General features: G+C 66.2%; 10 protein-coding genes. 2 read left to right on the top strand and 8 right to left on the bottom strand.

Features of this window, described 5'->3' with window-relative positions; all coding sequences use genetic code 11:
• Positions 1-95: 95 nt before the first annotated feature.
• The 5 genes from RDCOP1_RS19695 to RDCOP1_RS19675 all read right to left on the bottom strand — a co-directional run bounded on the left by RDCOP1_RS19695 (position 96) and on the right by RDCOP1_RS19675 (position 4,777).
• Positions 96-419: a DUF202 domain-containing protein gene (locus tag RDCOP1_RS19695; protein ID WP_072704483.1), complete on the bottom strand. Its 324-nt coding sequence runs from the start codon at positions 417-419 to the stop codon at positions 96-98.
• Positions 420-426: 7 nt separating this feature from the next.
• Positions 427-795, bottom strand: a complete 369-nt coding sequence (locus RDCOP1_RS19690; protein WP_072704480.1) for a YidH family protein — start codon at positions 793-795, stop codon at positions 427-429.
• Positions 796-835: 40 nt separating this feature from the next.
• The gene (locus tag RDCOP1_RS19685; RefSeq protein ID WP_072704477.1) at positions 836-1,291 is read right to left on the bottom strand and encodes a Rieske (2Fe-2S) protein; all 456 of its coding nucleotides are present in this window, start codon (positions 1,289-1,291) and stop codon (positions 836-838) included.
• A gap of 131 nt (positions 1,292-1,422) precedes the next feature.
• The gene (locus RDCOP1_RS19680) at positions 1,423-2,949 is read right to left on the bottom strand and encodes a DHA2 family efflux MFS transporter permease subunit (protein ID WP_072704474.1); all 1,527 of its coding nucleotides are present in this window, start codon (positions 2,947-2,949) and stop codon (positions 1,423-1,425) included.
• Positions 2,950-3,100: 151 nt separating this feature from the next.
• Positions 3,101-4,777, bottom strand: a complete 1,677-nt coding sequence (locus RDCOP1_RS19675; protein WP_072704714.1) for an FAD-dependent oxidoreductase — start codon at positions 4,775-4,777, stop codon at positions 3,101-3,103.
• Positions 4,778-4,947: 170 nt separating this feature from the next.
• On the opposite strand from RDCOP1_RS19675, the gene RDCOP1_RS19670 reads away from it, so the two are divergent.
• On the top strand, positions 4,948-5,736 hold the full coding sequence (locus RDCOP1_RS19670) for an acyl-[acyl-carrier-protein] thioesterase (protein WP_072704471.1): 789 nt from the start codon (positions 4,948-4,950) through the stop codon (positions 5,734-5,736).
• Between the two features lie 18 nt (positions 5,737-5,754).
• Complete coding sequence (locus RDCOP1_RS19665) at positions 5,755-6,246, top strand: SixA phosphatase family protein (protein ID WP_072704468.1); 492 nt, start codon at positions 5,755-5,757, stop codon at positions 6,244-6,246.
• Between the two features lie 138 nt (positions 6,247-6,384).
• On the opposite strand, the gene RDCOP1_RS19660 is transcribed toward RDCOP1_RS19665, so the two are convergent.
• From RDCOP1_RS19660 to RDCOP1_RS19650, 3 genes are all read right to left on the bottom strand, one after another.
• Entirely contained in the window at positions 6,385-10,356 is a 3,972-nt protein-coding gene (locus RDCOP1_RS19660; protein WP_072704465.1) for a DNA-directed RNA polymerase subunit beta', read from the bottom strand.
• Between the two features lie 116 nt (positions 10,357-10,472).
• Positions 10,473-13,979 carry a DNA-directed RNA polymerase subunit beta gene (gene rpoB, locus RDCOP1_RS19655; RefSeq protein ID WP_072704462.1) on the bottom strand — a complete coding sequence of 1,169 codons (3,507 nt, stop codon included), beginning with the start codon at positions 13,977-13,979 and terminating at the stop codon, positions 10,473-10,475.
• Between the two features lie 352 nt (positions 13,980-14,331).
• Complete coding sequence (locus RDCOP1_RS19650) at positions 14,332-15,222, bottom strand: Tim44 domain-containing protein (RefSeq protein WP_072704459.1); 891 nt, start codon at positions 15,220-15,222, stop codon at positions 14,332-14,334.
• Between the last annotated feature and the right edge of the window lie 12 nt (positions 15,223-15,234).

Below are 15,234 nucleotides of genomic sequence, written 5' to 3'. Positions count from 1 at the left end.
CGGACCCACGGGGATACTCCACGACGAGACGGGTGTCCGTACCTGGTAGACAGGCGGTCTGAAGATGTGACGACGGCCGGGTCGAGGCTGAGCACTCACGCGGCTCCCGACACCGCGATGAGTACTGCTGCCGTGATCGCGAGCACCACGACGCTTGCCGCGACCAGGATGTTGCGCCACCAGAGATAGTCCACCTCCCCGGCGACGAAATCTCGCACGCGGGCACGGTGACGGAACCTGGCGGAGAGCAGCACGATCACCGCGGGTGTGAGGCACACCAGACCCACGGCCGCGACCACCGGACCCGGTCCCGGAGTGAACCGCATGAACGCCAGCACCACGGCCCCGAGGGCGGCTCCGGTGCGCATCCAGGCGAGGCTCGTGCGTTCGGGCTGAAGTCCGGGGTCGTCGTGCCTCATGGGGAGGTCACACCGCTATCGCGACGGCGAGCCCGATGCCTGCTGTCGCGAGCAGTCCGGCGAGCAGGAACGACGCCCACGGCAGCGGGAGCGGGCGTTGCGTGCGCATCGCTCGTTCGACGCTCAGCCAGCGTGCCACCGCCACAACCACGAGGATTGCGGCGCAGATGAGCAGCGCACACGCGAACGCAGTGCGGATGCTCGAGGTGATGACATCGCCGGCAAAGGCCTCGAGCCCCACAGCGGCGGCGATCAGACCGAGCGCCGTCCGGATCCACGCGAGAAAGGTGCGCTCGTTGGCGAGAGTGAATCGCGGGTCGGGGTCCTCGCCGTCCCGCAGTGCCTTCGGACGCCACCTGCCCGGGCTCGAATCCACAGGTCCGACCCTAGCGTGCGGGCGGTCCGCCCGAGGGGAGTCAGCCGACGACGAGGTCGGTACCCCGGGCTTCGACGGGCTGCGCCTTCAGCGGACGCTTGGCAGGACCCTGCATCACGGTCCCGTCGAGAGCGAACTTGCTGCCGTGGCACGCGCACACGATCGTGTCGCCCTCGACAGAGGTGATGTTGCAGCCCTGGTGCGTGCACAACGCGAGAAACGCACAGAAGTCGCCCTCTGTGGGCTGTGTGAGTACCAGTCGTCTGCCCTCGATGAGCACCCCGCCTCCGACGGGGACATCGGCGACGGCCGCGACCACTTCCGCGTCGGGACCGGGGCGTGCCGTCGTCGTCGGGGTTTGTGCCTGCGGTGCATCGCCTGCCGCGTCGGAGGACGCACCACACGCCGTGAGGGCAGCGACGGCCGCTGCCGCTCCGGCCCCACCGAGCAGTGTGCGTCGGGGCAGGGAGGTCCGGTCGGGAGAATCGAGGCTCATGCACCTGTCCGTTTCGTTCGCGGGCTCTGCTCCGGCCGAGCCTATCGGGGAACGCGAACGGGGGCCGCGACCTACGTCACGGCCCCCGCACCACGCAGATGTTCGATGCGCCACCGCACCGGCCCGCGAGGTCAGTGCATCACGACGGGGGCGCCTGTGCCCTCGGGCTTCTCGGCACGTTTCCGGGGAAGGAACGCCGCCGGAATCAGCGCGAACACCATCACGATGGTCGCGACGAGGAAGGTGAACCCGAACGCCTCGGCGAGTGAGCTCAGCACCGACTGCTGCATCTCGGGAGGAAGCTGCGCGAGCATCTCGGCGTCGGGCTGGCCGGACGACCCCTCGGGCGCACCCTGCGGCGCGATGATCCGGCTGGTGAGGATCACCGACATCATCGCCGTGCCGATGGAGCCGGCAGCCTGCTGGACGATGTTCATCAACGTCGAACCGCGCGCGATGCTGCTGTCGGTGAGGGTCTGCAGCGCGGCGGTCATGGTGGGCATCATCGTGCAGCCCATACCCATGCCCATCACAAACAGTGCTCCCAGAAGCAGCGGGTAACCGGTGTCGACACCGACCTGGGTGAACACGCTCATGCCCAGGGCCACCAGTGCGAGACCGGTCAGCACGATCTTCCCCGGCCCGATGCGGTCGACCAGCTGTCCCGCGATGGGCATCGTGAGCATCGCGCCGATACCCTGCGGTGCGAGCAGGAGCCCGGCTGCGAGGGTGGTCTCGCCCCGCACCTGGAGGAAATAGCTCGGGAACAGCAGCCCGGCACCGAAGAAGCCGATGGCGAACACCGACATCGTCAGGACGGCGAACGTCAGTTGACGATTGCCGAACAGCCTCAGATCGATGAGCGGGTGGTCGGTGCGAAGGGCGTGGACGACGAACGCCGCGATGAGTGCGAGACCCGCGAGTCCGCTGACCAGCACCCGTGCGGAGAAGACGGTCCCGGTTTCCGGGATGGATGAGACGCCGAAGAGGAAGAGCGCGAGTCCCGGCGAGAGCAGCAGCATGCCTCGGAAATCGAACGACTCCGACGCCTTCGGCGCATCCTTCGGCAACACGACCACGGCGACGATCAGTGCGATCAGCCCGATCGGCAGGTTGATGAGGAAGATCCAGTGCCACGTCGCGACATCGATGAGCCAGCCGCCGAGAATCGGGCCGCCGATGGGTCCGAGCAGCATGGGGATTCCGAGGACCGCCATGACCCGGCCCACGCGGTGCGGCCCGGCAGCACGCGTCATGATCGTCATGCCGAGCGGCATGAGCATGCCGCCGCCGAAGCCCTGGACGACGCGGAAAGCGATCAGTGAGGTCACATCCCACGCGACGCTGCACAGCACGGAACCGGCGACGAAGAGCACGAGAGCCGTCAGGTAGAGCCGCTTGGTTCCGAAGCGATCCGCGGCCCAGCCCGTGAGCGGGATCACGCTCGCGAGCGCGAGGGTGTAGGCCGTCATGGTCCACGCGACAGTCGCGTAGGTGGCCTCGAACTCCGACATGAACGTCGGCAGTGCCACCGACACCACGGTGACGTCGAGAATCGACATGATGGCACCGAGCACGACGACCGACGCGATCTTCAGTACGGCGGCGTCGAGCTTGTCGCTCGGCTGATCCGGGGATTTGGCGGGCGGCGCTGTCATGGGATCACTCCAGGGTCGGCGCAGGTGAGCACCCGCGCAAGAGAAAGAAGCGTCACGCAAGGAGCCGGCCCGTGGGGTCGTCGTCGACCTCGATGGCGGCTGCGAAACGCCGAATGATCTTAACGACCGCCGTCGCCGTGCCCCAACCGGTTTACCGGCGGACCGCTCCGATCAACGGCAGTCGACGGCGACGGCGTCCGAGTTCGACGAGCACCTCGCGGTCGGTGATCTTCACTCGCGGTCGCCCCTGAGCGACGCCCGCCTTTCGTTCGGCGGCGTCGATCGCCCGCCAACCGTCGAGGTCGACCCGTTCGGGTCGCCGCCGGCCGAGCAGCTTGTGCAGCGCCCTGCGGTCACCACGTGGTTCGCGCAATGCGCCGGAGTCGAAATCCGCCAGCAGTGAAGTCACCGTCTCGCGTGCACACGACTTGTTGGTGCCGATGACCCCGCTCGGCCCCCGCTTGATCCACCCGGCGACGTACACGCCGGGCCCGACGCGCCCCTCCGAGTTGGGGACGACTCCGCGTGCCTCGTCGAACGGGACCCCGGGTATCGGCACACCCCGGTATCCGATCGACCGGAGCACGAGCGTCGCCGGGAGGTCGTCGAAGTCACCGGTCGGACGGACCACCGCCGCGTCACCGGTATCGGCGAATGCGGTGCGCGCGACCCGCACCCCCGTCACGTGGTCGTCGCCGAGCAGTTCGTGTGGCGCGGCGAAGAAGCGGAACACGATGCGCCGGTTGCCGGGCCGGAGTGGCCGTTGCGCGTACTCGCGGGCAAGGCGCACCTTCGACGCCACGACGGGATCTTCGTCGGCGGCGCGGGCGCTGACCGGATCGAGGTCGAGGTCCGCGGCGTCGATGACGACGTCGACTCCGTGGAGATCGGCGAGTGCGACGAACTCCGGGTTGCTGTACGCAGCCTGCGCGGGACCGCGGCGCCCGAGCAGCACGACTTCGCGGATGTTGCTGTTGCGCAATGCCTTCAATGCGTGGTCGGCGATGTCCGTGCGAGCGAGTTCGCCCACGTCCATGGTGAGGATGCGGGCGACGTCGAGTGCGACGTTACCGTTCCCCACGATCACGGCGCGCTCACCGGAGAGGTCGAAGGTGCGGTCGGCGTAATCGGGATGCCCGTTGTACCAGGCCACGAACTCGGTGGCCGCATGACTTCCGGGGAGGTCTTCACCGGCGATTCCGAGTCGGCGGTCCGCCGACGCCCCCACCGCGTAGACGACGGCGTGGTGGTGCTCGAGGAGTTCGTCGTGCGTCAGATCTCGACCGATCTCCGTATCGAGGTGGAGCGCGAACGCGTCACGCCGGAAGGACCATTCGAAGGAGTCGGTGACGCTCTTGGTGCCGGGATGATCGGGTGCGACACCGGCGCGCACCAGTCCGAAGGGAGTGGGCAAGCGGTCGAACATCTCGACCTCGACGTCGGAACGCTCGAGCAGCGACTGCGTGGCGTAACAAGCGGCGGGGCCCGCGCCGACGACGGCCACACGGAGCGTGCCCTGCCCGCGAGGCGGAGCCTGGGAGGGAGCAAGCGGAAGCCAGCCCTCGGGCGACGGGTTGTCCCGGTAGTAATCGGCGTTGATCTCGGCGAAGCGTGCCTGCGACGGTTCGAGTTTGTCGCTGGGGAGGATCGCCTCGACGGGGCAGGCGTCGGCGCATGCCCCGCAGTCGATGCAGACCACGGGATCGATGTGGAGCATCTCGGCAGTCGCGAACCCGGGTTCGTCCGGCGAGGGATGGATGCAGTTCACCGGGCATACCGCGACACAACTCGCGTCGTTGCAGCACGTCTGGGTGATCACGTAGGCCATGACGATGTCCTCGGGAAAGGGCGGAGGCGGCACGACCGCCAAGTTCATGTAACAGACCGTAACACTAATAACTGTAGTCGGCGCCACACCGGGTTCGCAAGACGCCCTGCGAGCACCCCGGGCGGCTGCGAGAATCGCACGATCGGATATCCGACACAGGGGGACGACGAGTGGCAACAGCGACATCCACGGACGACACATTCTGGGCCCGGCCGCTCGCGGCGCTCCCCGACGGGGCAGCCCCCTTTCACACCGAACGCACCGTGCGCACCGGCGACGTGGACACCGCGCAGCGCCTGCGGCTCGACGGTGTCGCGCGATACCTGCAGGACATCGGCACCGACAATCTCGAGGCGGTCGACGCCGTACACACCGATCCCATGTGGATCGTCCGGCGCACAGTGATCGATGTGCATCGCCCCGCACGGTTGGCCCAGCATCTCCGCCTGAGCCGGTGGTGCGATGCGCTTTCCACGCGGTGGGCGAATGTGCGAGTACGACTGGAGGACCCGGATCTCGACGAAACCGGGCCGTTCATCGAGACTGCGGCCTTCTGGATCGACATCGGCCCCACGACCGGCGCCCCCACCCGCATCAGCGACGCCCTGTTCGACCACATGTCCCGGTACGCGACCGACACCCGGCTCAAATGGCGCGCGTGGCTTCCGCCCACACCGACCGGAGAGCCCACCAAAACTCGCGAATTCCCGTTACGCGTAACAGATTTCGACCCGTTCGGGCATGTGAACAACGCCGTCTACTGGCACGGGGTCGAAGAATTGCTGGCGTCGCGTCCCGACCTGCAGAAGTCGCCCTACCGGGCGATCATCGAGCACTTGCGGCCCATCGCGACCGGGGAGACCCTCGTCCTGCGTGCCCTCGACGACCCGGACGGCGTGACCCTGTGGTTCACGGTGAACGAACGCGCCCGCGCGGTCGCCCGGGTCGTACACCTCTGACGCCCTACGGTGGAGCCCATGACCCGCACTCTGATCTTGCTGCGCCACGGCAAGTCCGCGTACCCGGACGACGTGGACGATCACGACCGCCCCCTTTCACCGCGCGGACGCCGAGAGGCGGGGCTCGCAGGGCGGTGGATCAGAGCCTCCGCGCCCCCGATCGATGCGGTGCTGTGCTCGTCGGCGACCCGCACCCGCAGAACGCTGGCCGAAGCCGGTATCGACGCGCCGGTCGACTACCGGGACAGCCTGTACCTCACCGGCCCTGCTGCGCTCGTCGAGGAGATCCGGTCGGTTCCGAAAGACGTCCGAACGTTGCTCGTCGTGGGGCACGAACCGACACTGTCCGCGACAGTGCTGGATCTGATCAGCGACCACGGCACGGACGCGGCGCAGCAGGTCGCAGAGAAGTTCCCGACCTCCTCGATCGCCGTCCTCACAGTCCGGGGACGCTGGGACGAACTCGAAGCGGGCCGGGCCGAACTCGTCGACTTCCACATCCCCCGATAACGCCCCGGACGACCTGACGCTCCGGACGACGCAAGGCCCCGACACAAAGCCTTGGACGACGAAGCCCTGGACGACGAAGAGGTCCCGCCCCGAAGAGATAGGGGCGGGACCTCTGTCGTGCTGTCCTAGGACACCGGACTACCGGTAATCGTTGGAGTAACCGTAGTCGTCCAGCGGAACCGCGGCACCGGTGTTCTGGCCGAAGCCGTCCGGAGAGTAGTACTGGTCGTCGTACGCCGGGATCGCGTAGGCGGCAGCACGTGCTTCCTCGGTGGGCTGAACCTGGATGTTCCGGTACTTGTTGATGCCGGTACCGGCAGGGATCAGCTTGCCGATGATCACGTTCTCCTTGAGACCGATCAGCTTGTCCGAGCGGCAGTTGATGGCCGCGTCGGTGAGCACACGAGTGGTCTCCTGGAACGACGCTGCCGACAACCACGAATCGGTCGCAAGCGAGGCCTTCGTGATGCCCATGAGGACCGGACGTCCGGCAGCCGGCTCGCCGCCTTCCTGGACCACACGACGGTTGGCAGCCTCGAACTCGCTCCGCTCGACGAGCGAACCGGGCAGGAACTCCGTCGCACCCGAGTCGATGATCGTCACGCGACGCAGCATCTGGCGCACGATGACCTCGATGTGCTTGTCGTGGATCGACACACCCTGGCTCCGGTACACCTCCTGGACCTCGTGGACCAGGTGGACCTGGACCTGACGGGGACCCATCACGCGCAGCACCTCGTGCGGATCGGCAGCACCTTCGAGAAGCTGCTGACCGACTTCCACGTGGTCACCGTCGGCGAGGACACCTTCGGTGCCGTTGGCCTTGCGGATGACGTGCAGACGCTGACGCTTGGACAGCTTGTCGTACACGACCTCCTCGCCACCGTCGTCGGGGATGATCGTGATCTTGTAGAAACGATCGTCGTCCTCGAGGCGGATACGGCCGGACACGTCGGCGATCGGAGCCTTGCCCTTCGGCACACGTGCCTCGAACAGCTCCTGGACACGCGGCAGACCGCCGGTGATGTCCTCACCGACACCACCCTGGTGGAAGGTACGCATGGTCAGCTGCGTACCGGGCTCACCGATCGACTGTGCTGCGACGATACCGACGGCTTCGCCGATGTCGACGAGCTTGCCGGTCGCCATCGAGCGGCCGTAGCAGGTGGCACACACACCGGTTCCGGTGTCGCAGGTCAGGACCGAACGGACCTTCACCTTGCGGATACCGGCCTCGAGCAGTGCCTCGATCGCGGGGTCACCGAGATCGGAACCACGCTCGACGACGACGTTGCCGTCCTTGTCGACCGCATCGGTGGCGAGCGTACGGGCGTACGTGCTCGTCTCGATATGGGCGTCGCGGACCAGCTTGCCGGTCTCGTTGCCGTCGGCGTCACGCTCGGGCTCGGCGATGATCATCTCGATGCCACGCGGCGTACCGCAGTCGACCTCACGCACGATGACGTCCTGCGACACGTCCACCAGACGACGGGTCAGGTAACCCGAGTCGGCGGTACGCAGAGCGGTATCGGCCAGACCCTTACGAGCGCCGTGCGTGTTGATGAAGTACTCGGCGACGGTCAGGCCCTCACGGAACGAGGACTTGATCGGACGAGGAATGAACTCGCCCTTCGGGTTTGTCACCAGGCCCTTCATACCCGCCAGCGAGCGGATCTGGGTCATGTTGCCCGCAGCACCCGACTTGACGATCGTGGGGATCGGGTTGTCGTCCGGGTAGTGCGCCTCCATGGCCTGACCGACCTCTTCGGTCGCTTCCTGCCACAGCTTGACGAGCGAATCGCGACGCTCGTCCTCGGAGAGCTTTCCTCGGTCGTACTGCCGCTGGATCGCGTCGGCCTGGCCCTCGTAACGCTCGAGGATGTCCTTCTTCTCCGGCGGAACGAGCACGTCCGCCATCGAGATGGTCACGCCCGAACGAGTGGCCCAGTAGAAGCCGGCGTCCTTGAGCTTGTCGACGGTCTGCGCGACGACGATCATCGGGTAGCGCTCGGCGAGATCGTTGATGATCGCGGCCTGACGCTTCTTCGGCATGATGTCGTTGACGAAGCCGTAGTTGACCGGCAGGAGCTCGTTGAACAGGACACGACCGAGGGTCGTCTCCGCCGTCCACGCCTGGCCGTACTTCCAGCCCTCGGGGAACAGCTCGTTCTCGAGTTCACGCGACGGACGCTGGTGCGTGAGCCGCACCTTGATCGGAGCCTGAACCGAGAGCACGCCGCGGTCGACAGCCATCTGCGCTTCGGCCGGGGACGAGTACACGCCCTGCTCGGCCTGATCGCCGGTGGCCGGCTGGTAGGCACCCGGAGCGTCTTCACGCAGACGGGTCAGGTGGTACAGACCGGTCACCATGTCCAGACGAGGCATGGCGAGCGGACGACCCGAAGCCGGCGACAGGATGTTGTTCGAGGACAGCATCAGGATGCGGGCCTCGGCCTGCGCCTCCGCGGACAGCGGAAGGTGCACGGCCATCTGGTCACCGTCGAAGTCGGCGTTGAAGGCCTCACACACCAGCGGGTGGAGCTGAATGGCCTTGCCCTCGACGAGCTGCGGCTCGAACGCCTGGATGCCCAGACGGTGCAGCGTGGGAGCACGGTTCAGCAGAACCGGATGCTCGCTGATGACCTCTTCGAGGACATCCCACACCTGAGCGCGCTGACGCTCGACCATCCGCTTGGCGGACTTGATGTTCTGCGCGTGGTTGAGATCCACCAGACGCTTCATGACGAACGGCTTGAACAGCTCGAGCGCCATCAGCTTGGGCAGGCCGCACTGGTGCAGCTTGAGCTGAGGACCGACGACGATGACCGAACGGCCCGAGTAGTCGACGCGCTTACCGAGCAGGTTCTGACGGAAGCGGCCCTGCTTGCCCTTGAGCAGATCGGACAGCGACTTGAGCGGGCGGTTGCCCGGACCCGTGACGGGCCGGCCACGACGACCGTTGTCGAACAACGCGTCGACGGACTCCTGCAGCATCCGCTTCTCGTTGTTGACGATGATCTCGGGAGCACCGAGATCGATCAGTCGCTTGAGGCGGTTGTTGCGGTTGATCACGCGGCGGTACAGATCGTTGAGGTCGGACGTCGCGAAACGGCCGCCGTCGAGCTGAACCATCGGGCGAAGCTCCGGCGGGATCACCGGAACGGCGTCGAGCACCATGCCCATGGGCGAGTTGCCGGACTGCTGGAACGCCGCGACGACCTTGAGTCGCTTGAGCGCGCGCAGCTTCTTCTGGCCCTTGCCGCTGCGGATGGTCTCGCGCAGCGACTCGGCCTCGGCATCGATGTCGAAGTTCTCGATGAGCTTCTGGATCGCCTCGGCGCCCATGGCACCGGTGAAGTACTCCCCGTAGCGGTCCTGCAGCTCGCGGTAGAGCATCTCGTCGACGATGAGATCCTTCGGCTTCAGCTTCGTGAAGGTGCTCCAGATCTCGTCCAGGCGATCGAGTTCGCGCTGCGAGCGGTCGCGCAGCTGACGCATCTCGCGCTCGCCGCCGTCCTTGACCTTGCGGCGGACGTCGGACTTGGCACCCTCGGCCTCGAGCTCGGCCAGGTCTGCTTCGAGCTTCTGCGCACGGGCCTCGAGGTCGGCGTCGCGCTGATCTGCGACAGCCTTCTTCTCGACCTCCATCTCGGCCTCGAGGGTCGAGAGTTCGTTGTGACGCAGGTCGTCGTCGACTGCGGTGATGACGTACGCAGCGAAGTAGATGATCTTTTCGAGATCCTTCGGAGCGAGGTCGAGCAAGTAGCCGAGACGGCTCGGCACACCCTTGAAGTACCAGATGTGGGTGACGGGCGCGGCCAGTTCGATGTGGCCCATCCGCTCACGCCGCACCTTGGCGCGAGTCACCTCGACGCCGCAGCGCTCGCAGATGATGCCCTTGAAGCGGACGCGCTTGTACTTACCGCAGTAGCACTCCCAGTCCCGGGTGGGGCCGAAGATCTTCTCGCAGAAGAGGCCGTCCTTCTCGGGCTTGAGCGTGCGGTAGTTGATGGTCTCAGGCTTCTTGACCTCGCCGTACGACCAGTTACGGATGTCCTCGGCGGTGGCCAGGCCGATCCGGAGTTCATCGAAGAAGTTGACGTCGAGCACGTAACTTCCTTTCCCCTGTGCGGGCTTTGTTGCTGCTAGTTGTCGCTATCGCTGCCGGGGCCCGATGCGGTACGCGTCCCGGTTCTACTCGGTGGCGTACCGCATCGGCTCGGCTCCTAGTTCGCGAGGTCGTCGACGGTGGCCGACTCGTTGCGGGAAAGGTTGATGCCCAGGTTGGCGGCAGCCCGTTCGAGATCCTCGTCGTCGCCGTCGGCCATCGTGATGGCCGCGCCGTCGCTGGAGAGCACCTCGACGTTCAGGCACAGCGACTGGAGTTCCTTGAGGAGCACCTTGAAGGACTCCGGGATACCCGGCTCCGGGATGTTCTCGCCCTTGACGATCGCCTCGTAGACCTTCACGCGGCCCACGACGTCGTCGGACTTGATGGTGAGGAGTTCCTGGAGCGTGTACGCGGCACCGTAGGCCTGCATGGCCCAGCACTCCATCTCACCGAAGCGCTGGCCACCGAACTGGGCCTTACCGCCGAGCGGCTGCTGGGTGATCATCGAGTACGGACCGGTCGAACGAGCGTGGATCTTGTCGTCGACCAAGTGGTGCAGCTTGATGATGTACATGTAGCCGACCGACACGGGGTACGGGAACGGCTCGCCGGAACGTCCGTCGAACAAGGTCGCCTTGCCGTCGGGCCCGACCATGACTTCGCCGTCACGGTTGGGCAGCGTCGACGAGAGCAGACCGGTCAGTTCCTCTTCACGGGCACCGTCGAACACCGGGGTGGCGATGTTGGTGTCGGGATCTGCCGACACCATCTCCTCGGCGAGGTTCTCTGCCCACTCGGGGCGGCTGCCGTCGTCGGCGATCTGGATGTTCCAGCCCGCCTTGCCGATCCAGCCGAGATGCGTCTCGAGGATCTGGCCGATGTTCATACGACGCGGAACACCGTGCGTGTTGAGGATGATGTCGACCGGCGTGCCGTCCGACAGGAAAGGCATGTCTTCCTGCGGAAGGATCTTGCCGATGACGCCCTTGTTGCCGTGGCGGCCGGCGAGCTTGTCGCCGTCCTGAATCTTGCGCTTCTGTGCCACGTACACGCGGACGAGCTCGTTGACACCGGGGGGCAGATCGTCGTCGTCCTCGCGCGAGAACACGCGGACGCCGATGACCTTGCCGGTCTCACCGTGCGGAACCTTGAGCGACGTGTCGCGAACCTCGCGCGCCTTCTCACCGAAGATCGCGCGGAGCAGGCGCTCCTCGGGGGTCAGCTCGGTCTCGCCCTTCGGCGTGACCTTGCCGACGAGGATGTCGCCGTCGCGGACCTCGGCACCGATGCGGACGATGCCGCGCTCGTCGAGATCCGCGAGGACCTCGTCGGAGACGTTCGGGATGTCCCGGGTGATCTCCTCGGCACCGAGCTTGGTGTCGCGGGCGTCGATCTCGTGCTCCTCGATGTGGATCGAGGTGAGCACGTCCTCCTCCACGAGGCGCTGCGACAGGATGATCGCGTCCTCGTAGTTGTGGCCTTCCCACGGCATGATCGCCACGAGCAGGTTCTTGCCGAGCGCCATCTCACCGTTCTGGGTGCAGGGGCCGTCGGCGAGGACCTGGCCGGACTCCACGCGCTGACCCTCGTCCACGATCGGACGCTGGTTGGAGCAGGTGCCCTGGTTGGAGCGATCGAACTTGCGCAGGCGGTACGTCCGGCGGTTGCCGTCGTCGGCCATCACGGTGATGAAGTCGGCCGAGACCTCCTCCACCACACCGCTCTTCTCGGTGACGATGACGTCGCCGGCGTCCACAGCGGCACGGAGTTCCATGCCGGTGCCGACGATCGGAGACTCGCTGCGCACGAGCGGGACAGCCTGACGCTGCATGTTCGCGCCCATGAGTGCACGGTTGGCGTCGTCGTGCTCGAGGAACGGAATCATCGCGGTAGCGACGGAGACCATCTGGCGAGGCGAGACGTCCATGTACTCGACGGTGTCGGCCGAGACGTACTCGATCTCCGCGCCCTTCTTACGGACGAGCACGCGATCTTCAGCGAACGTTCCGTCCGCGGCGATCGGCGAGTTCGCCTGCGCGATGAGGTAGCGGTCCTCTTCGTCGGCCGTGAGGTAGGCGACCTCGTCGGTGACCACGCCGCCCTCGACCTTGCGGTACGGGGTCTCGATGAAGCCGAACGGATTGACCCGTGCGTACACCGACAGCGAACCGATCAGGCCGATGTTCGGGCCCTCAGGGGTCTCGATGGGGCACATGCGGCCGTAGTGCGACGGGTGGACGTCGCGGACCTCGAGGCCGGCGCGCTCACGCGACAGACCACCCGGGCCGAGCGCGGACAGACGACGCTTGTGCGTCAGGCCCGACAGCGGGTTGTTCTGGTCCATGAACTGCGACAGCTGGGAGGTTCCGAAGAACTCCTTGATCGCGGCCACGACAGGACGGATGTTGATCAGCGACTGCGGCGTGATCGCCTCGACGTCCTGAGTGGTCATCCGCTCGCGAACCACACGCTCCATGCGGGACAGGCCGACGCGGATCTGGTTCTGGATGAGCTCACCCACGGTGCGCAGACGACGGTTGCCGAAGTGGTCGATGTCGTCGACCTCGACGGGAACCTCGACGCCACCGGGAACGGTCATCTTGTTCTCGCCGGCGTGCAGACGCACGAGGTACTCGATCGTGGCGACGATGTCTTCCTCGGTGAGGGTGGACGCCTCGATCGGCTGACCCGAGTTCAGGCCGAGCTTCTTGTTGATCTTGTAACGACCCACGCGGGCGAGGTCGTAGCGCTTGTCCTTGAAGAAGAGGTTTTCCAGCAGGGTCTGCGCGCTCTCCTTGGTCGGCGGCTCACCCGGGCGGAGCTTTCGGTAGATGTCGAGCAGCGCCTCGTCGGTGCCGGCCGTGTTGTCCTTCTCGAGCGTGGACATCATGATCTCGGAGAACCCGAAACGCTCCACGATCTGCTCGGTGGACCAGCCGAGCGCCTTGAGCAGCACTGTGACGGGCTGACGACGCTTGCGGTCGATGCGCACACCGACGGTGTCGCGCTTGTCGACGTCGAATTCGAGCCAGGCGCCGCGACCGGGGATGACCTTGACGCTGTGCAGGTCCTTCTCGGTGCTCTTGTCGACGGACTTGTCGAAGTACACGCCCGGAGAACGCACGAGCTGCGAGACGACGACGCGCTCAGTGCCGTTGATGACGAACGTGCCCTTGTCGGTCATCATCGGGAAATCGCCCATGAAGACCGTCTGGCTCTTGATCTCGCCGGTGTTGTTGTTGATGAACTCCGCGGTGACGAACAGCGGAGCCGCGTACGTCATGTCCTTGTCCTTGCACTCCTCGACGGAGGCCTTGACCTCGTCGAAGCGCGGGTCGGAGAAGGAGAGGGACATCGAGCCCGAGAAGTCCTCGATGGGCGAGAGTTCGTGGAGGATCTCTTCGAGACCGCCGACGAGATGGCCGTCTTGTCGTTCGGCAGCCTTCGCGCGCCAGCGCTCGGAGCCGATCAACCATTCGAAGGAATCCGTCTGTATGTCGAGGAGCCCTGGGACTTCGAGAGGCTCGCGAATTTTCGCGAACGAGACCCTCTTCGGGGCTCCGGGGATTCCGGCTACTGCCTTGGTCTGGCTAGAGACTGCCAAGATGCGTCCTTCCAGCACCTCACGCGGGACGCTCCAACCGGTGCGACCGCCGCTGTACCTGCTTCTTCATGTGGGGCGTTTTCGCTGGTCGCAACCCGATTGAATACTCACCGAACAACCGGGAGGATCTCACCCTCGGGGCGAAATCCGTCTCGACGATCGAGGAGTGGACAGGAGGCAGCCAGCGCAAAGAACGAGCCTACACCAAGCAAACGCAGATGTCCACAGGGGTGCCTCAAAGAAACCTGGCAAGCGGCGCGGGAAGGAACGAACCGCACAGGCGTACCGATAGAGTGACCGTTCGCGCCCGCTGCGTCAAGCCTTGCGGAGGATCAAGATCCGCGAATCTGCGCGGACCCCGTCCCGTCGGTCACCTGTCCCGGATCTCGGACACCAGCCACTTGCCGTCGACCTTCTCCATCCGCACGAGCACAGGCGCCTGGGCGCTGCCCTGGGCGATGCCGTCGCCGGTCGCGCTCACGTTGATGTACGCGGCGACCTCCGCCTGCGTCTCGTCGAGAACCGACGCACCGATGTGCAGGACGTTCACCTCGGTCACGGTGTGCGTCTGGATCGCGGCCTGTTTGGTCACCTCCGCCGTCGCGTCGAATTCCTCGAGTCGCTCGGGGGTGAGCAGACTGCGGATCTCCGCGAAATCTTCGTCGATCGTCTCGTAGTCGTAGCCGTGCATGGCTTCGATGGCCTGCTTGGCAGCATCGGTGACCTCACGCGTGGCGGGAGCATCGACCCATGCCTCGTTGGACACGCTCGTCCCCGGGCGGAAGGCGGCAACGACGGCCACCACGGCGAGTGCCACGGCAACCGCACCGAGCACCAGGGGCGCGCGCATGCTCCGGGTTCCGGCTCGCCCCGGCGCGGCCGGCGACGCAGTGGCAGAGACGCGCGCGACGGGCGTCGTCTCGTCGGACTTCGTCGCGGAGACCGCTGCAGCCTGGTCGGGGTCGCGGTCGCCGTGGTCACCGTCGTCGGCGTCGCCGTCGTCGGCGTGGGGCGTAGCCGTTGTCTCCGTGCGCGGAGTGTCCGCCCGAGGAGTGTCCGTGGCGGGTGTCTCGGATGCGGGTGTCTCGGCCGCGGACGTCTCGACGGCAGGGCTCTCGACGGCAGGGCTCTCGACTGGAGTCGTCTCGGCTGCGGGATCGGCGTTCGAAGGATCCGACGACCGGGCACGCGTCGACCCTGCGATCTTCGGGCGCCGACGCGGCGGTCCGCCCGGTCCGGACTTCCGTCGCTGCGGTGGCACTACACACACTCC

The sequence above is a fragment of the Rhodococcus coprophilus NBRC 100603 genome, assembly GCF_001895045.1.
GTDB lineage: Bacteria > Actinomycetota > Actinomycetes > Mycobacteriales > Mycobacteriaceae > Rhodococcus > Rhodococcus coprophilus.
The sequence above is the reverse complement of the archived record's forward strand: the minus strand, read 5'-3'. Positions and strand labels throughout refer to the sequence as shown.